Origin of the sequence: uncultured Allofournierella sp., assembly GCA_944382705.1 — a bacterium.
In the GTDB taxonomy this organism is placed as follows: Bacteria; Bacillota; Clostridia; order Oscillospirales; family Ruminococcaceae; genus Allofournierella.
Window position 1 is genome coordinate 47,937 of the sequence record CALWNE010000027.1, and the last position, 17,695, is coordinate 65,631.

Consider the following 17,695-nt stretch of genomic DNA (forward strand, 5'->3'; position numbering starts at 1 on the left):
TGAATATCATGGGCGAAATCTGCCTTGCGCTTGGAGTAACTATGTCCGAGTTTTTCCATCATAGCTTATTCGAAAGCTTCTAATAACCTTTTCAAATTACCCCAAGGGAACTGATTCTATGAAAGGCTATAGCAGAGAGTTATTACAAATTATCGGCGGCATTTTAGAAGCTGGCTACGACCCTCATATGCAGATTTATGGTTATTTGCAAACCAACGATGATGCGTATATCACCAGGACGGGAAATGCCCGCAGCTCCTATCGAACTGCGGGCATTGGCTTGATTATGTAATTACAGATTAAAGAATGCTCTTTTACCGGGATACTGTGCCTGGTTCCCCAGCTCCTCCTCGATGCGAAGCAGCTGATTATACTTGGCAACACGGTCGCTGCGGCTGGGGGCGCCGCTTTTGATCTGTCCTGCATTCAGCGCAACGGCCAGATCCGCAATGGTGGTATCCTCCGTCTCACCGGATCGGTGGGAGATGATGGCCGTATAGCCTGCCCGGTTTGCCATGGCAATGGCATCCAGGGTCTCCGTCAGCGTGCCGATCTGATTCACTTTGATGAGAATGGAGTTGCCGATTCCCATTTCGATACCCTGCTTCAGCCGCTGGGTATTGGTCACAAAGAGGTCGTCGCCGACAAGCTGAATTTGCTTACCCAGTGCCTTGGTCAGCATCTTCCAGCCTTCCCAGTCGGTCTCGGCCATGCCGTCTTCCAGGGAAATGATGGGATACTTTTCTGCTAATTTCTTCCACATCTGCACCATCTGATTTTTGCTCAGAACCTTACCGGCCTTGGGCAGACGATAGATGCCTTGCTCTTCCTCATACCATTCAGAGGAAGCGGCGTCGATGGCGATCATGAAATCGGCACCGGGCTTGTATCCGGCTCTTTCGATGGCCGCAACAATGAGGGAGAGGGCATCTTCGTCCCGTTTCAGCATGGGGGCATAGCCGCCTTCGTCGCCCACACCGGTCACCGGGATCTTGTTTTCCTTCAGAATAACTTTCAGCGTATGGAAGACCTCGGCGCACCGGCGCAGAGCTTCCTTCCAGCTTCCTGCGGAAATGGGCATAATCATGAACTCCTGGATGTCCACATTGTTGGAAGCGTGAGCGCCACCGTTGAGGATGTTCATCATGGGCACAGGGAGCGTCTTTGCATTCATGCCGCCTACGTACCGGTACAGGCTGATGTCCTGGGATGCAGCAGCAGCCCTGGCACAGGCGAGGGACACACCCAGAATGGCGTTGGCACCCAGACGGCTCTTGTTGGGGGTTCCGTCCAGATCCATCATAATCTCATCGATGCGGGTTTGCTCCAGTACATTTTTGCCCATCAGGGCAGGGGCGATTTCGCTGCGGATATTCTCCACTGCCTTGGAAACGCCTTTTCCAAGATAACGGTTGGAATCTCCGTCCCGAAGCTCATGTGCTTCATAGATGCCGGTGGATGCACCGGAGGGAACAGAGGCTCGACCGATGATCCCGCTCTCGAGAATTACTTCCACTTCCACAGTGGGGTTTCCACGGGAATCCAGAATTTCCCGACTAATGATATTTTGAATGATTTGATTCTGTTTCATGGTAATCTCTCCTATCTGAATTATAAAACCATAAGTAAAGTGCCAGCCGCAATCAGGACGCAGCCGATGATGGATTTGGGGGTGAATTGCTCGTGCAGAATCAGTGCTGCAAGTACCATCGTAATCACAACGCTGAGCTTGTCAATGGGGATCACTTTGGAAGCCTCGCCCAACTGAAGGGCCTTGTAATAGCAAAGCCAGGAGGCACCGGTTGCGAGGCCCGATAAGACCAGAAACACCCAGCTTCTTCTGGAAATCTCAGTGATTCCTCCCTGGGAATTGGTGAGGAAAACCATACCCCAGGACATAACCAATACAACAACGGTGCGAATGGCGGTTGCAAGATTGGAATTGACTCCGTCAATACCGATCTTCGCCAGGATAGAGGTAAGCGCTACGAAAATAGAAGAAGCCAAGGCAAGAATAAACCACATATAGGTGTTCCCCTTGTTTACCTTTTTAAATATAGTTTACCAATCTTTTCCTTTGCATTCTGTGACAAACTCACCAAATCAAAGCTTGTCCATGCCGCAGTCCGGATTGCTGAGTTTCTGCTGTACAGAAGGGAACCGGTTCATATCTGTGTGGGGAATAAATTTTGCTGCCTGCATCCGGACAAGAAAATCGGGAATAGATGCAAATTGGACGCAGTAGATGTTTTCCAAAAGTTCTTTGGCCTCTGCCAGCTGGGAATGGTCCAGCAGAACCTTTCTGGCACCGTCCACAGAACTGTTTCGCAAAACACGGTACTTCTCCCTGAGAAGATCCGGGAAAATGCCGATGGTAATGGCAGATTCCAGATCGGAATGGGCAGGGAAAGCACCTGAAAGATAACAATGATAAAGATCCTCAAAGGCGATACCTGCAGATTCCAGCAAGCACTCCATCATGGTGAAGGCCGCTGCTTTGGTGTCAAGATACTGATCGATATCGGTCTGGGAGAAATAGAGAGGACTGCCGGTTGCGGATTCTTCCGCATGGGCATAAATCACACCATACTGGTTTTCGTCAGGCAGATAGACGATCCTTGGTGAGCTTGCAGGATTCAGTTCTCCCGCAATGTTAATCCAGCCATTCAGACGCATCTGTGCCAGCAGGTCGATGATACCGCTTCCGCAGATGCCGATTGGATTTTCATTGCCAATGGTTGTATAGGACAGCTCCTCTCCGTGGATCTTTACAGAATCAATGGCACCGGGAGCTGCACGCATACTATAGCGGCTGATATAACCTTCCAATGCAGGTCCCGCAGCTCCGGCACCTGCTACCAGCCATTGGTTGTTTCCAATGACCAGCTCACCATTGGTGCCAATATCAAAAAAGGGATTCGTTTCTTCCCGCTTATGAATACCAAGTTCCAGCAGACCGCTGACAATATCGTCGCCTACATAGTTGGATGCGGCGGGAATAAAGTAAAGAAGACCTTCGAAATCCATGCCCAGCTCATGACCCCAGAGATATCCGGGATCTGCCGTAACGGGAGCGAAAGGGGCGGCAAAGACGGTCCATGCATTCAGCCCAAGAAGGAAATGAACCATGGTGGTATTGCCAGATATCACCATAACAGAACACTTGGAGGTATCAATGCCGGTTGATTCCGTTAATTGAGCCAGAAGGAAATGAAAGGTTTCAACAGTAGTGCGCTGAAGGTTTGCAGGATGTTCCTCATGTTCCAAGCAGTAAGTGATACGGGTCATAATGTCCGTTCCGTAGGCTACCTGACCGTTTACAACCTTAACGCTTAAGCTATTCCTAGCGTGTACCTCCGTTTTTTATATTATAACAGGAAGTAATCCATAAGTAAACTTTTCTTAGATATATAAAGTAGATTTTGAAATCATTTATGCGAATGGGTAGCCCCTTTCTGTCTATTACTAACCTTGCAAATATTTAAAATAAAAAGGAGAAGTATCCAAGGTTTGTCATCGATACTCCTCGGAATCTCACTTTTGATCATTTCCATTCTGTCACTTTTTATCGGTGTGATGGATATTGATTTGAAGGCGATTCTTTCCGGTGGAAGTAGAATGGAACTGAACATATGTTTATTCTTGACCGCAGTAATGCTACCGGTGCATCTGACGAAAGTGTGATGGGCGCTCGCGAAGTAATCGAGAATGAGCTGATTAAGGAACTGGATGTTTACAAGAACGGTAAGATCGTTTACTTCATCGAACACGCAAATGTCTGGTATACTTCCACCGATAGTGTTCAGGCACTGGATGCCATGATGGCTGACCTGGAAGGCGCTCTGCTAAATTAAAATCTTGGCGTAAAAATAGAATCAGAATACCAAGTAGTCAAATTTCAATTTATCTAACAGATCCATATTGTGCGCCGTAAGCACACGAACAAGTAGACTGATCTTGCAAAAGGAATAATTTACAGTTGAACATACCTTCCCCAAAAGTGGACATACCTCTGACCTTTCGTTAAATCGTATGGGAAAACCGTTGCAAATCAAGGGAAAATAAAAAGAAACTGGACACCAGCCTTGATACTCATTGTATCAAAATTGGTGTCCAGTTATGGTGCGAGGAAAGGGACTTGAACCCTCAAGGTAAAAACCACATGCACCTCAAACATGCGCGTATGCCGATTCCGCCACCCTCGCATAATGCAGCCGCTTGAAGCTGCAAGAAGTATTCTACCAGAGAATGTGCGAAAAGTCAAGGCAAAATTTTGAAATTACAGCAAAGAAATTTTTTCAGGCTCGGTTTCCTCGCTGGGCATCTGGGTTACCTGGCTCAGTTTCCGCTGTATCTGGCGGGTGCGCACGCCCACCAGGTTTTCCAGCTCGTGGCTGGCCTGGTTGATGCGGTTCTGTGCCTGGGCAAGGGCTGCGCCAAAGGTATCGAACTCGGTTTTTACGCTGCCCAGCACCTTCCATACCTCGCTGGAACGCTTTTGAATGGCCAGGGTGCGAAAGCCCATCTGCAAGCTGTTGAGCAAAGCGGCCATGGTGGTGGGGCCTGCCACTACAATGCGGAATTCCCGCTGGAGCCGTTCCGCCATGCCCCGGCGTACCACCTCCGCATACAGCCCCTCAATGGGCAGGAACATAATGCCAAAATCGGTGGTATGGGGCGGTGCAATGTATTTGGTGTGAATGTCCTTGCCAAAACTGCGGATGCGTTTTTCCAGCTCCTTGGCGGCGGTCTCCACAGCTGCTTTGTCGCCGCTGTCGTAGGCTTCCAGCAGGGCAGAGTAGGCATCCACCGGGAACTTGGCGTCAATGGGCAGCCAAACGGGGGCCTGGCCGTCGCCGGGCAGCTTGAGGGCAAATTCCACCCGGTCGCTGCTGCCGGGCACCGTGGCCTGGTTTTCGGCATACTGTTCCTTGGTTAGAAGTTCCTGCAAAATGGCGCCCAGCTGGATTTCGCCCAGAATACCCCGTGTTTTTACATTGCTGAGCACCTTCTTTAAATCGCCCACGCCGGTGGCCAGGGTGCGCATCTCGCCCAGGCCCTGGTACACCATCTCCAGCTGCTTGCTCACCAGACCAAAGCTCTTTTGCAGCCGGTCCTCCAATGTTTGCTGGAGTTTTTCGTCCACCGTCTGGCGCATCTGGTCCAGCCGGCGGTCGTTGCTGGCCTGCATGGTGCTGAGCCGCAGCTCCATGGTGGCCCGGATGCTTTCCAGTTTTTGTTCGGTTTGGGTTACGCTGGCCTGCATTCCGCCCATCACACGGGCGTTTAGTTCCTGACGGGTCTGGCGGATTTCCGCCAGCAGGTCCTGGCGTACCTTTTCTAAATCCTCTCCGGTCAAATCCGGCTGGGGAGGCTGGCGCAGCAGATTCAAAAGGCCCAGTACACAGGCTGCGGCGGCCAGAATGAGGGTGACAACTTCCATAATGCTCTCCTTTTTGGGGATAAACCCACCTGGTGGTTCATACACATTAGTATAAAAGGTTTGCGCTGGCAAATCAACCGGGGAAAGGAAGGATGAATGCAATGAAGGCAAAAGGCATATGGACTGTGCTGTGGGCAGCGGGCTGTCTGGCGGCAGCAGTCTGGGTGGGGTGTGCAGTGCAGCAGCCCCACACCAGCTGCGCTCAAAGTGATTTGGCGTTTGGAACGGTGGAGTCGGCGGCGGGTCAGCCCCAGGAGAATCCCCAGCAAAAGCGGGTGTTCCTAACCTTTGATGATGGCCCCAGTGCAACAACCGAGCTGGTGCTGGATACCCTGAAGGAAAAAGGAGTTAAGGGCACCTTTTTTGTGGTAGCGTCAGAAAATAACCAGAACTATCTTCATCTGATTGAACGGGCCACCCAGGAGGGGCACCAGATTGCACTGCACAGCTGCACACACGAGTATAGCAGCATCTATGCCAGCACCACAGCTTTTTGGGCTGATATTAAGGAGCTGCGGCAGAAAATCAGCCCCTACACCGACGTGGACCGCATCCACTGGCTGCGCTTTCCTGGCGGCAGCACCAACACGGTAAGCCACAAATACGGGGGGAGCAGCATTATGAAAACCCTCAAGGCCCAGGCTGCGGAAAAGGGGTACCGGTACATTGACTGGAATGTTTGCGCCAACGATGCGGTGGGTGGCCACCCCAGCGCCGATACAATCTATCACAATGTGGTGGACAGTGTGCAGGACCGTGCCGACGCAGTGGTGCTGATGCACGATACCAAGGCCACCAAAACCACCGCCGAAGCTCTGCCGGACATCATCGACTGGTTTGCGGCCCAGGGCTATACCTTTTGCACATTGGATGCAATGGACGGCGATGAAGCCCAGCCCACGGCATCCTGACCAGTACATCAACCAAACGGACTGCTTGCCTGCGGGGCTGCAGTCCGTTCTGTTTTGCAGTACAAAAGAAGGGATTGTAAACTTTTTGGGAACAATAGGTCGGGGTAAGGGGTCCCTCATTGTAAAACAACAATAAATGGTGTATGATACATTAGGAGAAGTTTCTGCATCTTGCAGGCAAAAGGAGGGGGCCAGATGTTTGGGTATATTACCCCTGTAAAGCCTGAAATGAAGGTAAAAGAGTTTGAAAGCTACCGGGCGGTGTACTGTGGGCTTTGCAAACAGCTAAAGGCGGACTATGGTTTTTGGCCCAGAATGCTGCTGAACTATGACCTGGTTACGGTGGCCCTGTTGGCTGACGGCATCAGCGGGGATGGGGGCACGGTATGCCGGGAACGGTGCATTGCAAACCCATTGCAGCGGCGCTGCCTGCAAAAGCACACCCAGGGGCTGCACCTTGCGGCGGCGGCACTGGTGCTGCTAAGCTGGTACAAGCTGGAGGATGATGTTGCCGACGAAGCCTGGCCCAAACGGCAGCTGGCCCGCCTTGCCCGACTGGTACTGAAAAAAGCCCACCGAAAGGCGGCGGCTGCCTTTGGGGAAATTGACCGGGAGCTGGCGGCGCAAACTGCCTGCCAGCAGCAGACCGAGCAGGAGCACTGCCCCAGCCCGGACCAGGCGGCAGAACCAACTGGCAGGATGACCGGGGCCATTTTGGCTGCCTGCACCCAGGACGCTGACCAGCAGGTGATTTTGCGCCGGATGGGCCTGTTTTTGGGCAAGATTCTCTACTGGCTGGATGCAGCAGAGGACTACGAAAAGGACTGCCAGAAGGGCCGCTATAATGTATTTGCGGCCCTGGGGCTGAGCCGGGAGCAAACGGTGGAGCGGGTGCAGCTGGAATGCCGGCTGGCTGCCGGTGAGGTGGCCCGGTGCTACAATCTGCTGAACCTGAAAACCAACCGGCCTATTTTGGATAATATTTTGTTTTTGGGGCTGCCTGCCAGCATTCAGCGGGCTGGACAGCCATTGCCCAACCAGCACAGAATGCTGCACTGAGGGCAGGAAAGGAAAAGCCATGGATGCATACCAGGTACTGGGGCTCCGCCGCGGAGCCACCGAAGAAGAAGTGAAGGCTGCTTACCGGGCACTGGCCCAGAAGTACGACCCTCAAAATTATGAGGTCGGCCCTCTGCGCCAGCAGGCCGAGCAGAAGATGAACGAGCTGAACGAAGCTTTTGATACCGTGATGAATGAACTGCGGCTGGGAACTTCCGGCCAGAGCGATTCCGGTACAGGGGCTCAGCAGCAAAACAATGGGTACAGCCAGAACGGGCAGGGAAGCCAGGGCAGATATCCGGAAATCCGGGCGCTGATTCGGGCAGGCCGTGCGGATGAGGCGTTGGCAGCCCTGCAGGCCATTCCCGGCGGCTCCCAGGTGGCGGAGTGGAACTTTTTAATGGGCAGTGCCTACTACTACAAAGGATGGATGAGCGAGGCACTGCGCTACTTTGAGCTTGCCTGCCGGCAGGAACCCTCCAACCGGGAGTATGCTGCGGCTTTGCACAACTTGCAGCGCACCGCCGGTGGCCAGATGCCTGGCGACCCTTACGGAATGTACGGCGGCGCACAGGCCAATGCCATTGGCTGCAACTGCTGTGATATGTGCATGGCGCTATGGTGTATGAACGCCTGCTGCGGCTGCGGTCAGGGGTGCTGACCCATGGCTCGGAGTAGAAGCAAACGGGTGGCGCTGTGCGGGGTAATCTGCGCCCTTTCGGTGGTGCTGATGCTCAGCGGAAGCATCATTCCCTGTGCCACCTTCTGCGCACCTGCCCTGGCAGGGGCTATGCTCATGGTGGTGGCCATGGAATGCGGTATGCGCCTGGCCTGGATGTGCTACGGGGCGATTTCGGTTCTTTCGGTGCTGCTGGTGCCGGATAAGGAGCTGGCGCTGTTTTTTGTGTTTTTGTTTGGTCACTATCCCTTGCTAAAGGCCCACCTGCAGCGGATGCACTGCAAGCCGCTGGCCTGGCTGTGCAAGGCGGCGGTGTTCAACCTGGCAGTGGTGGCAGTGTATGGACTGCTGCTGTTTGTTCTGCCTATGCCGGGCTTGGTGGAGGAATTTGCCCAGACCCAAAGCTGGCTGCTGGCGGTTCTTTTGGCACTGGGCAATCTCTGCTTTTTTGTATACGATGCAGCGTTGCTGAGTGTTTTACAGATGTATGTGCTGCGTATTAAACCGCGCATCCGTCATCTGCTGTAAACCGTTGCAGGAAAGGAGTAATAGCAATGCCATTTGTTCATGTAACCACAAATCTGTCTGTTTCGGACGGTGCGGGGGAGATGCTGAAAAACCAACTGGGGCACGCCATTGCGGTGATTCCCGGCAAAAATGAGGACTGGCTCATGGTTCAGCTGGAGGATGAAGCCCGGCTTTGGTTCGCAGGCAGCGATGCCCCGGCGGCTATGGTACGGGTGGACTTGTTCGGCGGAGCCCGGGCGGATGCCTGCGACGAGCTTACCGGCCGTGTAACCGAAATTTTGGAAAGTGTACTGGATGTGGAGTCCCAGCGGGTGTATGTACGGTACACCGAAACCCAGGACTGGGGCTGGAATGGCCGCAATTTTTAATCACCGGCCGCAATCTGCAGGCAGCGGCAAGCAAAACAAACTGGCTGTTCAGCGCCGCTGGATCTGTGCTGTACGCCAATTAGGAGGAAAAAACATGGATCGTAAATTGACTGGTATCGTGGCATACCTCACCTTTGTGGGCTGGATTCTGGCCTATGTGGCAGGAGACCAGCAGGGGGCCCGGTTCCATCTGAACCAGGCATTGGTCATCAATCTGGCCAGCCTGGTTATCAGCCTGGTGCGGGTGCTGTTTGGCTGGATTCCCTTCTTGGGCTGGATTCTGTCTTTGGCATTGGGCCTGATTTCGTTGGTTCTGCTGGTGGTGTGGGTGATTGGTCTTGTGTATGCATTGCAAGACCAGGAAAAACCCGTGCCTTTGCTGGGCGGCATCAAGATTTTGAACTAACCCCTGCTTGACAGGTTTGCCACAGGTGTGGTATCATATCACCTGCCTGAGCTGCCAGAGCATTTGGCGGCAATGATTTTTGTACATCAAAAGGGCTATAGCTTTTCTCTGTTTCTGAGTTTTTAAACAGGGGGCTATGGCTCTTTTTTTTGTGCGGTTTTTAACAGAAAGGATTTTTGATTTTATGACACGCCCTCAACATCCCATGGGCAGTGCGCCGGTACTCCCTCTGCTTTTGCGCATGGCGGTGCCGCCCATGCTCTCCATGCTGATTCAATCGTTATACAATGTGGTGGATAGTATCTTTGTAGCCCGGCTCAGCAACGATGCCCTCACGGCGGTCTCGCTGGCATACCCGCTGCAAAATATGGTGCTGGCAGTGGCGGTTGGGTTTGGTGTTGGCGCCAATGCCTATGTGGCCCGCCAGCTGGGCAGGGGAGAGCAGGAGCAGGTGGACCGGGCTGCCTCCATGGGGCTGGTGTTCACGGCCCTGCATTCGCTGGTGTTTTTGTTTGTGGGGCTGTTTTTGGCCCGGCCCTTTTTGCAGCTGTTTACCCAGGATGCCCATGTGCTGGCAATGAGCCTGGTATACACCCGGCTGGTCATCTGCCTGTGTGCAGGCTCCATGCTGCATATCTACATCGAAAAGCTGCTTCAGGCAGTGGGCAACATGATGGCGCCCATGGTGTTGCAGATGGTGGGTGCCATTGTAAATATCATTCTGGACCCGGTGCTGATTTTTGGTTTGTGGGGCCTGCCTGCCATGGGCGTTGCAGGGGCGGCACTGGCCACCGTCATTGGCCAGATTACCGCCTGTTTGCTGGCCGTGGCCTATTTTGCAAAGGCTAACACCGGCATTCATATCCAGTGGCGCTACCTCAAGCCGGATGCCTCCACCGCTGCACGGCTGTACAGCGTGGCCATTCCTTCCGGCCTTATGACCGCCATGCCCAGCCTTCTGGTGGCGGTGCTCAATGCGCTGCTGGTGGACCTGCACGCCCTGGCTGTGGCGGTGTTCGGCCTTTACTTCAAGCTGCAAACCTTTGTGTATATGCCAGCCAATGGACTGATTCAGGGAATGCGGCCGCTGATTAGCTACAATTACGGTGCCGGCAAGCTGGACCGAATGCACAGTACCATCCGGTGGAGCCTGGCCCTTACCGCTGGCATGATGGGTGCAGGAACCCTTTTGTTCTGGCTGCTGCCCAACCCCATTATGGCCCTGTTTGGGGCGGACCCGGAGATGATGCGGCTGGGCGTGGAGATGCTGCGCATTACCAGCATGGGCTTTTTGGTATCCACCCTGGGCACCGTGTTGGCTGGCTGCTTTGAAGCATTGGCAAAGGGGCTTCAATCCCTTACCATTACGCTGGTGCGCCAGCTGGTGGTGATTCCGCCCCTAGCCCTGGTGTTTTCTCAATGGATAGGGCTGTCGGGCGTGTGGGTGGCTTTTCCGGTGGCGGAACTGCTGGCTGCTCTGTTGGCACTGGTGCTGTACCGCCAGACGATGGCCAAGCTGCAAAAAATCTCTGCATAACAAAGCATAACCCCCACTGTTGCCTAAGAGAACAGTGGGGGTTGCTTTTTGTTAGCGGCCTGCAGGCAGAATTTCCAGCCAGTAGCCGTCCGGGTCCTGAATGAAGTAGATACCCATGGCGGGGTTTTCAAAGCAGATGCAGCCCATTTCCTGGTGCAGCTTGTGGGCAGCCTCGAAATCCTCGGTTTCAAAAGCCAGATGGAATTCACAGTCGCCCAGGTTGTAAGGGCGCTCCATGTCCCGCATCCAGGTCAGTTCCAGCTGAAAGCTGCTCTCGCTGTTTGCCAGGTACACAATAATGAAAGAGCCATCCTCGGCGGTAATGCGCCGAACTTCTGCAAGGCCCAGGGCTTTGCTGTAAAACTCCAGGGAGCGCTCCAGGTTCAGCACATTGTAATTTTCGTGAATCATCTTGAATTTCATGGTAGAAAATCCTCCTTAGGTGGGTTTGGTCAGCGCTGCGGGCCTTGCCAGCAGTCCTCGGTATGAATGCAGTCCAGCCAGGGGGCCAGAGCAGGCTGTTTCAGGTAAGCCAGCATTCCCGGTTTGTTGTCTGCATAATGCATGGGGAACACATGGCGGCAGGGGCAGGCTTTTAAAAAGTCTGCAAAGCCCCACCAGGCATTGTCTTGCTGCCGGGGGTCCAGGGGGATAAAGGCCAAATCCAAGGTTTGGCCCCGCAGGCTGTCCAGCTCGGCGTGGAATGCCTGGTCATGCCAGAGGTTGGCCTGGTCCGGTTCGCCTTCCCAGTGCCACCAGTTCAAATCTCCAGCGTGGTAAATCTGCAATCCTTCCGCCTGCACCACGAAGGCACAGCCCTCATCGGTGGATTGAAGGGTGCGTATGCCCAGGCCCTGCCACTGGTATTCCCGGCGGGGCTGCACCGTAAGTGCCTTATGCTCCGGGGGAACGGAAATTGCCTGGTCCACCACATAAAACACCTGGGGGTGCTGCTGGCTCAGCTGCCAGATGATGGGGTCAAAATGGTCGTAATGCAGGTGGGAAACAAGCACAAACAGGGGTTTTTGGGGGTTAAGAGGGGGCAGCTGGCCCTGGTAGTAGTCAAACAGCAGCAGGGTGTGTTCCAGCTCCACCAAAAAACCGCTGTGGTAGATGTGGGTAACGGTCATAACAATCGGCTCCTTTGTCCGGCGTGCAGTACAGCATCCGGGGAATAAACTAAGCGGCCTGCTTGGCCTAGCAAAAGCCAGGCAGGGAACAGGGGAACGGCAAAAGGGGGGGCATTCCATTTTGCGGTGCAGAAACCAGCTGGAATGGAACTAATACCGGGTTCCGTGGAATGCCTTTGCCAGATGAATGGTTTGTTTCATTATAAAAGGTTAAGGGCGGGGCAGTCAAGCAGAAATGCCCAGACAAAGAAAAAAGCCGGTCACGAATGTGACCGGCAGTTTTTTGCGTTGTAAATCAGACAGCGCGGGTAACCTTGCCCGAGCGCAGGCAGCGGGTGCAGGCGTAGATGTACTTGGGAGAACCGTCTACAATAGCCTTAACACGCTTCACATTGGGCTTCCAGGTGCGGTTAGACCGACGATGAGAGTGGGAAACCTGGATACCAAAAGAAACGCCCTTGCCACAACAATTGCACTTTGCCATTTGCTGCACCTCCTCTTAACATAAGTTGCTAGAATATGATACCAAGCATTCCGGAAAAAATCAAGGCTTTTTTAAAAAATATCTAAAAAAACCATCAAAAAGCCCCTTTTTGCTTGTGGCCAAGGGGAAAAAACGGTATAATACGACTGATACAGCAATCCAAAAGCCCCAACAGATGGCAACCCCAGCCAGCAGGAGCGATGGTTTCCAGCAGCGCTGTGCCACAAAGGCGAGATTGCTTTTTACAGTTATAATTAATGTATTTATATAATAAATCGTTAAAGAAAAGGAGTACATTATGGGATTGATGAATCCAGTGCAGCTGATGGTCTGGGTGCTGCGGGGCATTGCCATGCTGTTGGCTATTCCCCTGCACGAGGCCGCCCATGCATGGGTAAGCGATAAACTGGGGGACAGCACAGCAAAGGCCATGGGCCGCCTGACCCTCAACCCCTTGGCTCACTTTGAGCCTTTGGGTGCTTTGTGTATGATCTTTGCAGGCATTGGCTGGGCAAAGCCGGTGCCGGTGTATCCCCAGCGATACAAAAACCCCAAGCTGGGTATGGCCATCAGCGCCGCTGCCGGGCCGCTTTCCAATCTGCTGGCGGCTTATTTCGTTACCATTTTGTATAAACTGGCTTATTTTTACACGCCGGATACTATTGTTTTTGATTTGCTGCTGTCCTTTTTGCGCATCCTTATCTTGATTAATGTAAATCTGGCTGTTTTTAACCTGTTGCCCATTCCACCTTTTGACGGCAGCCGCATTGCCACGGTGTTTTTGCCCCGCAAACTGTATTTCCAAATTATGCAGTACGAACGGTACATTTTTATTGGAATGTTCCTGCTGCTCATGCTGGGTGTGTTTGATGTACCCCTCAGCCTGATGAATAACTGGATGCTGAATCTGCTGAACCAGGGCACCGCTTTTGTGGACCACATGGTGTACGGAGCAGCAGGGCTGGCGGTATAAGGGGGAAAACCGATGGAAAGCCTTACCTTTCATCTGGAGGAATTTGACGGCCCCCTGGATGTGCTGCTCTATCTGGTGAGCAAAAACAAAATGAACATCTACGACATTGCCATTCTGGATTTGATTGACCAGTACACCGCCATTATCAGCAGCTTGCAGGACAACCGCATGGAGGTTGCCAGTGAATTCATCGAGATGGCCGCCCGGCTGGTGCAGATGAAAAGCTTTTTGCTGCTGCCCCGCAGCGAGGAAGCCCAGCGCCTGAAAGAGGAGCTTACCGGCCAGCTGATTGAGTACAGCGCCTGCAAGGAGGTTGCCCGCCAGATGGGCGAGGCAGCCCAGGCCAACTGTACCTTTGTGCGTGCACCGCTGGAGATGGAAAGCGATGCAGCCTATGGGTACCGGCACGAGGCATCCCTGCTGCTGCGGGCCATGGAACAGCTGATGGGCCGGGGCAAAAAGCGCAAAACACCCTCGCAACAAACCTTTGAGCCGCTGGTGACTGCGCCCTTTGTGTCGGTTGCAAGCCGGGTGGTGTTTGTACTGCGCAGCCTGGTCATGGGCCGTGTGTCCAGCCTGCGGGCGCTGTTCAGCAGGCAGGAGAGCCGCAGCCAGACGGTGGCCACCTTTTTGGCGGTGCTGGAGCTGATTCGGGCAGGCCGTGTACAAATTCAGATGGATGAAACACTGTCGGTCAGCCGGCAGCGGGGCAAACGAGCAGGAGAGTGAAGCATTCAATGACCCAACAGGAAAAACAAATCAAAGCATCCATCGAAGCGGTACTGTTTGCCCATGGAGAGCCCATTAGTGCCCAGCGCATTGCCGAGGCACTGGAAACCGACCGGGCCACCGTGCTGCGCTTTTTGGAGTTGCTGCAAAAAGAATACGATAAAGCCGACCGGGGCATCTGCCTGCTGCCCTTGGGGGATAAATGGCAGCTGGCCACCAAAACCCAGGTGCAGGAACCGGTTAAGCGGGTGCTGGATAACCGGCGCAACACGCCCCTTTCCCAGGCGGCACTGGAGGTGCTGGCGGTGATTGCCTACAACCAACCGGTTTCCCGCGGGTTTGTGGAGCAGGTGCGTGGAGTGGATTCTTCCTCCACCATTGCAAAGCTTATGGAAAAAGGGCTGGTGGAGGAGGCGGGCCGTTTGGATTTGCCCGGCCGCCCGGTGAGCTTTCGCACCACCGAGGTATTCCTGCGCACCTTCGGCCTGGCAGATTTAGAGCAGCTTCCTGCGCTGCGCCCCCAGGAGGGAATTCTGCCGCAACCGGCGGAAACACAGGAAAACAAATAACTATTTGTATTGTTGCGACTGAAATATACAAAAAACAGGGGGGAGGCAGTAAAATGGCGGTTGTCCTGTTGCTTTTAAAGGCAATTGGCTGGCTGTTGCTGGCAGTGTTGGCGTTGCTTGCTGTGGTGTTGCTGCTGCCCGTAACCCTGGAGCTGGACTATGCCCAGGGGCAGTTTACGGCAAAGCTGAAGCTGCTGGGGCTTCGGTTTGCCCTCTACCCACGGCCCCCAAAAAAAGAAAAGCCCGTTAGGCCTGCCAAAAAGCGACCCAGGCCTCCAAAAGCTGACCGGCAAAAGCAGCCCCAGCCAAACTCGCTGCCCGGCCAGGGGCTTTCTTCTCAGCCGGGAGGTCAGCAACCGGCCCCACCGCCGCCAAAAGAACTGCCCCCGGTCCAGAGCCTCGGTGCACCGGCTTCTCAGCAGCACCAAACAGCCTCACCCTTGGGCGGTCAGGCAGACCAGCAAAAAAAAGCTGGGCAAGACACAGGGCAAAATACTGCCAAACAAAAACAAAAGCCTGCGGCAGCCCCCCAGAGCCAGCCCCAGGAAAGCTGGGTGATGCGCTGGCTGGCAGATGGCAGGCTGCAAAGCCTGATTCAAACAGCAGGGGGAGCAGTGCGGCGGCTTTTGTGGGGATTGCGGATTCATCACATCCGCATTGCGGTGCCGGTGCACCGCAGGGATGCGGCGGCCACTGCCCTGGGTGTAGGCTGGGCCCGTGCAGCCCTGCACAGCAGCCTGGGAATACTGAATAATTTCTTTCGGCTGCAATTTAAACAGCTGGATATCTGGCCGGATTACACCGGCGAAGATGCAGGCCGGGAAGTTTTCTCTTGTAAAGTAACCGGTCAACTGATTATAATGGTAAATATAGCAATCTGGGCACTGGTGCAGCTGAAGCGGCAGAAGGTGTGGTAAAACAAGCAAAGGGCAAACCCCGCCCCGGCGGTGCGCCCCCAACACAAAACTGGTTGAAATACCTTGGAGGTACTGCAAGATGGCACAAAAACCGTTGGAAGGTCTTATGAGCGTTACCATGGATAAAATCCGGGAAATGGTTGGCTCCAACACAATCATTGGAGAACCCATTGTGGTGGAGGGCACTACTATTCTGCCTGTTTCCAAGGTGAGCTTTGGGTTTGCATCCGGTGGGTCGGACTTTGGCGCAAAAACCACCAAAGAACTGTTTGGCGGCGGCAGCGGTGCCGGTGTTTCGGTGGTTCCGGTGGCTTTTTTGGTCATCAAGGACGGCAATGTGCGCACGGTGCAGCTGGCGGATACCAACAGCACGGTGGACCGTGCCCTCAACATGGTGCCGGAACTGGTGGATAAGCTGGGTGCTCTGTTGGGCACAAAGCCTGAGCCTACACCCCAGCCCAGCCAGACCGAGCTTTAATAAAATACCCCAGACCCAACTAAAAGATAGAGGAATAAAAAAACTATGGCATTGGAACGAGTACAAAAGGTAATGGCCGAGCAGGGAATGTGTTCCCGCCGTGCCGCTGAACAGATTATTTCGGAAGGCCGTGTAAAAATCAACGGCCACCCCGCCCGACTGGGCGATAAGATGGATGTAAACCGGGATGTTCTTAGCATCGACGGGCAGCGCATCCGGCTGGAAAAAAAGCAGGAACTTCATTACCTGATGCTGCACAAGCCCCGTGGTTTTGTAACCACCACCAGCGATGAGCGGGGCCGCAAAACGGTAATGGACCTGGTAAGTGAATACCCCGTGCGTGTGTTCCCGGTGGGCCGTTTGGATAAGGACAGCGAGGGCCTGCTGCTGCTTACCAACGATGGCAGCTTTGCCAACCTGATGATGCACCCCTCCCACGGGGTAAGCAAGCTGTACCGTGTTACAGTGCGCCCCCGTGCCAACGAGGAGCAGGTGATTGCCCTGAGCAAGGGCGTTACCCTGGAGGATGGCACCGTTACCCAGCCCGCCGTCATCAATGTGGTAGTGGATGAGCCCAACCGTACCGTGATGGAAATGACCATCAAGGAGGGCAAAAACCGGGAAATCCGCCGTATGTGCCAGGCAGTGGGCCTGGAGGTAATTCGTCTGCGCCGCAACGCCATGGGCGCCGTAAAGCTGGGAATGCTCCAGCCTGGCCAGTACCGTGAGCTGACCAAGAGCGAGGTGGCTGCCCTGCGTGCCGCTGGCCAGAAGGGTAAGGCAAAGGCTCAGACTCAGCGCTCCCAGGAAGAAGCGGAACAGCGCCGGGAAAAGCAGAAAAACCGCCGTTCCGGTGGCCGTCCCGGCGGTGCAGGCCGCTCTGGCAATCGCCGGGGTTAATGCACTCCCCCGCAGGCTGCAAACCTGCTCCACAAGCTTGCGCAAGCCCAGTGGGAATGCAGGCTGGTTGTTTGCCTGGTTCTGCAAGGCGCTGTGCCGTCGGGCAGGCCAAGCGTTCAAAAGGAGGAATTCGCCATGCTGCTGCGTAAAAAGCCCATTTTTGGGGCCAACATTGCCCCGGCCTGTATCTACTGTGAGTATGGCCGGCAGGCAACCGACCCCCGCATGATTTTGTGCAGCAAACAGGGCGTGGTGTCGCCCTATCACAAGTGCAAAAAATTTGAGTACGACCCCCTGCGCCGTGTACCTCGTCGTCAGCCCAAGCTGCCGGAGTTTTCGGCAGAGGATTTTTCGCTGGATTGAGGGCTTGTTTTGCGGCAGCAATCCAGGTTAAGGTCTGCACTCTGCCTTAAAAGCCTGCACAAAGCATCAAAAAAACCTGCCCCATCTGGGGGCAGGTTTCAGCCTGTCGAAAAAGGTCGCCAAAAGGCGGCCTTTTTCTCGTATCATGGAAGAAAATGGGGTATAATGGTGTAGGGTGATAAAAATGCTGGTAAAGAACACAGAAAATCGAGGACAGCTGG

At 54.1% G+C, this 17,695-nt stretch carries 23 protein-coding genes, 1 tRNA gene and 1 pseudogene; 16 read left to right on the forward strand and 9 right to left on the reverse strand.

Translation table 11 applies throughout. From position 1 onward, the window contains the following. Window positions 1-118 precede the first annotated feature (118 nt). The gene (locus tag ACH2EM_RS03705) at window positions 119-292 is read left to right on the forward strand and encodes an IreB family regulatory phosphoprotein (protein WP_395150744.1); all 174 of its coding nucleotides are present in this window, start codon (window positions 119-121) and stop codon (window positions 290-292) included. Here ACH2EM_RS03705 and eno read toward each other — a convergent pair whose 3' ends face one another. The 4 genes and pseudogenes from eno to ACH2EM_RS03725 form a co-directional block, all read right to left on the reverse strand. Further along, window positions 293-1,591, reverse strand: coding sequence for a phosphopyruvate hydratase (eno, locus tag ACH2EM_RS03710; protein WP_395150745.1), 1,299 nt, complete (start codon window positions 1,589-1,591; stop codon window positions 293-295). 20 nt (window positions 1,592-1,611) lie between these two features. Continuing rightward, window positions 1,612-2,025, reverse strand: coding sequence for an EamA family transporter (locus ACH2EM_RS03715; protein ID WP_395150747.1), 414 nt, complete (start codon window positions 2,023-2,025; stop codon window positions 1,612-1,614). A 78-nt stretch (window positions 2,026-2,103) separates the two neighbouring features. Then, window positions 2,104-2,967 (reverse strand): ATP-binding protein, encoded by an 864-nt coding sequence (locus ACH2EM_RS03720; RefSeq protein ID WP_395150778.1) that lies wholly within the window; start codon window positions 2,965-2,967, stop codon window positions 2,104-2,106. Then, window positions 2,944-3,318, reverse strand: a pseudogene (locus ACH2EM_RS03725) (ferredoxin); the annotation flags it as partial. The gene ACH2EM_RS03720 and the pseudogene ACH2EM_RS03725, both read right to left, overlap by 24 nt. A 314-nt stretch (window positions 3,319-3,632) precedes the next feature. Between ACH2EM_RS03725 and ACH2EM_RS03730 the strand changes: the two are divergent. Next, window positions 3,633-3,854, forward strand: coding sequence for a hypothetical protein (locus ACH2EM_RS03730; protein WP_395150749.1), 222 nt, complete (start codon window positions 3,633-3,635; stop codon window positions 3,852-3,854). A 266-nt stretch (window positions 3,855-4,120) separates the two neighbouring features. On the opposite strand, the gene ACH2EM_RS03735 is transcribed toward ACH2EM_RS03730, so the two are convergent. Both ACH2EM_RS03735 and ACH2EM_RS03740 read right to left on the reverse strand, forming a co-directional pair. Next, window positions 4,121-4,205, reverse strand: a tRNA-Leu gene (locus ACH2EM_RS03735). Between the two features lie 74 nt (window positions 4,206-4,279). Further along, window positions 4,280-5,443 (reverse strand): DNA recombination protein RmuC, encoded by a 1,164-nt coding sequence (locus tag ACH2EM_RS03740; RefSeq protein WP_395150750.1) that lies wholly within the window; start codon window positions 5,441-5,443, stop codon window positions 4,280-4,282. Between the two features lie 101 nt (window positions 5,444-5,544). On the opposite strand from ACH2EM_RS03740, the gene ACH2EM_RS03745 reads away from it, so the two are divergent. The 7 genes from ACH2EM_RS03745 (at window position 5,545) to ACH2EM_RS03775 (ending at window position 10,931) form a co-directional block, all read left to right on the forward strand. Then, a complete protein-coding gene (locus ACH2EM_RS03745) occupies window positions 5,545-6,354 on the forward strand; it encodes a polysaccharide deacetylase family protein (RefSeq protein WP_395150752.1) in 810 nt (269 codons plus the stop codon). 195 nt (window positions 6,355-6,549) lie between these two features. Then, window positions 6,550-7,413 carry a DUF5685 family protein gene (locus tag ACH2EM_RS03750; RefSeq protein ID WP_395150754.1) on the forward strand — a complete coding sequence of 288 codons (864 nt, stop codon included), beginning with the start codon at window positions 6,550-6,552 and terminating at the stop codon, window positions 7,411-7,413. Between the two features lie 19 nt (window positions 7,414-7,432). Further along, window positions 7,433-8,074, forward strand: coding sequence for a DnaJ domain-containing protein (locus tag ACH2EM_RS03755; RefSeq protein WP_395150756.1), 642 nt, complete (start codon window positions 7,433-7,435; stop codon window positions 8,072-8,074). 3 nt (window positions 8,075-8,077) lie between these two features. Next, window positions 8,078-8,620, forward strand: a complete 543-nt coding sequence (locus ACH2EM_RS03760) for a hypothetical protein (protein WP_395150758.1) — start codon at window positions 8,078-8,080, stop codon at window positions 8,618-8,620. A 26-nt stretch (window positions 8,621-8,646) separates the two neighbouring features. Continuing rightward, window positions 8,647-8,988, forward strand: coding sequence for a phenylpyruvate tautomerase MIF-related protein (locus tag ACH2EM_RS03765; RefSeq protein WP_395150759.1), 342 nt, complete (start codon window positions 8,647-8,649; stop codon window positions 8,986-8,988). Window positions 8,989-9,082: 94 nt separating this feature from the next. Then, window positions 9,083-9,394 (forward strand): hypothetical protein, encoded by a 312-nt coding sequence (locus ACH2EM_RS03770; protein WP_395150761.1) that lies wholly within the window; start codon window positions 9,083-9,085, stop codon window positions 9,392-9,394. Between the two features lie 184 nt (window positions 9,395-9,578). Beyond that, window positions 9,579-10,931 (forward strand): MATE family efflux transporter, encoded by a 1,353-nt coding sequence (locus ACH2EM_RS03775; protein WP_395150763.1) that lies wholly within the window; start codon window positions 9,579-9,581, stop codon window positions 10,929-10,931. 51 nt (window positions 10,932-10,982) lie between these two features. On the opposite strand, the gene ACH2EM_RS03780 is transcribed toward ACH2EM_RS03775, so the two are convergent. The 3 genes from ACH2EM_RS03780 to rpmB form a co-directional block, all read right to left on the reverse strand. Next, window positions 10,983-11,354, reverse strand: coding sequence for a VOC family protein (locus ACH2EM_RS03780; RefSeq protein WP_395150764.1), 372 nt, complete (start codon window positions 11,352-11,354; stop codon window positions 10,983-10,985). A 29-nt stretch (window positions 11,355-11,383) separates the two neighbouring features. Next, the gene (locus ACH2EM_RS03785) at window positions 11,384-12,061 is read right to left on the reverse strand and encodes an MBL fold metallo-hydrolase (RefSeq protein ID WP_395150766.1); all 678 of its coding nucleotides are present in this window, start codon (window positions 12,059-12,061) and stop codon (window positions 11,384-11,386) included. Window positions 12,062-12,356: 295 nt separating this feature from the next. Beyond that, entirely contained in the window at window positions 12,357-12,545 is a 189-nt protein-coding gene (gene rpmB, locus ACH2EM_RS03790; protein ID WP_395150768.1) for a 50S ribosomal protein L28, read from the reverse strand. Window positions 12,546-12,843: 298 nt separating this feature from the next. Here rpmB and ACH2EM_RS03795 point away from each other — a divergent pair, with 298 nt between their 5' ends. The 7 genes from ACH2EM_RS03795 (at window position 12,844) to ACH2EM_RS03825 (ending at window position 17,474) form a co-directional block, all read left to right on the forward strand. Beyond that, window positions 12,844-13,518, forward strand: a complete 675-nt coding sequence (locus ACH2EM_RS03795) for a site-2 protease family protein (protein ID WP_395150769.1) — start codon at window positions 12,844-12,846, stop codon at window positions 13,516-13,518. Window positions 13,519-13,530: 12 nt separating this feature from the next. Next, on the forward strand, window positions 13,531-14,247 hold the full coding sequence (locus tag ACH2EM_RS03800; RefSeq protein WP_395150771.1) for a segregation and condensation protein A: 717 nt from the start codon (window positions 13,531-13,533) through the stop codon (window positions 14,245-14,247). An 8-nt stretch (window positions 14,248-14,255) separates the two neighbouring features. Next, window positions 14,256-14,816 (forward strand): SMC-Scp complex subunit ScpB, encoded by a 561-nt coding sequence (gene scpB / locus ACH2EM_RS03805; RefSeq protein ID WP_395150772.1) that lies wholly within the window; start codon window positions 14,256-14,258, stop codon window positions 14,814-14,816. Window positions 14,817-14,869: 53 nt separating this feature from the next. Further along, complete coding sequence (locus ACH2EM_RS03810; RefSeq protein WP_395150773.1) at window positions 14,870-15,733, forward strand: hypothetical protein; 864 nt, start codon at window positions 14,870-14,872, stop codon at window positions 15,731-15,733. 79 nt (window positions 15,734-15,812) lie between these two features. Further along, entirely contained in the window at window positions 15,813-16,211 is a 399-nt protein-coding gene (gene ytfJ / locus ACH2EM_RS03815; RefSeq protein WP_395150775.1) for a GerW family sporulation protein, read from the forward strand. A gap of 45 nt (window positions 16,212-16,256) precedes the next feature. After that, window positions 16,257-17,111, forward strand: a complete 855-nt coding sequence (locus tag ACH2EM_RS03820; RefSeq protein WP_395150776.1) for a pseudouridine synthase — start codon at window positions 16,257-16,259, stop codon at window positions 17,109-17,111. Window positions 17,112-17,246: 135 nt separating this feature from the next. Beyond that, window positions 17,247-17,474: a hypothetical protein gene (locus ACH2EM_RS03825; RefSeq protein WP_395150777.1), complete on the forward strand. Its 228-nt coding sequence runs from the start codon at window positions 17,247-17,249 to the stop codon at window positions 17,472-17,474. Window positions 17,475-17,695: the final 221 nt, after the last annotated feature.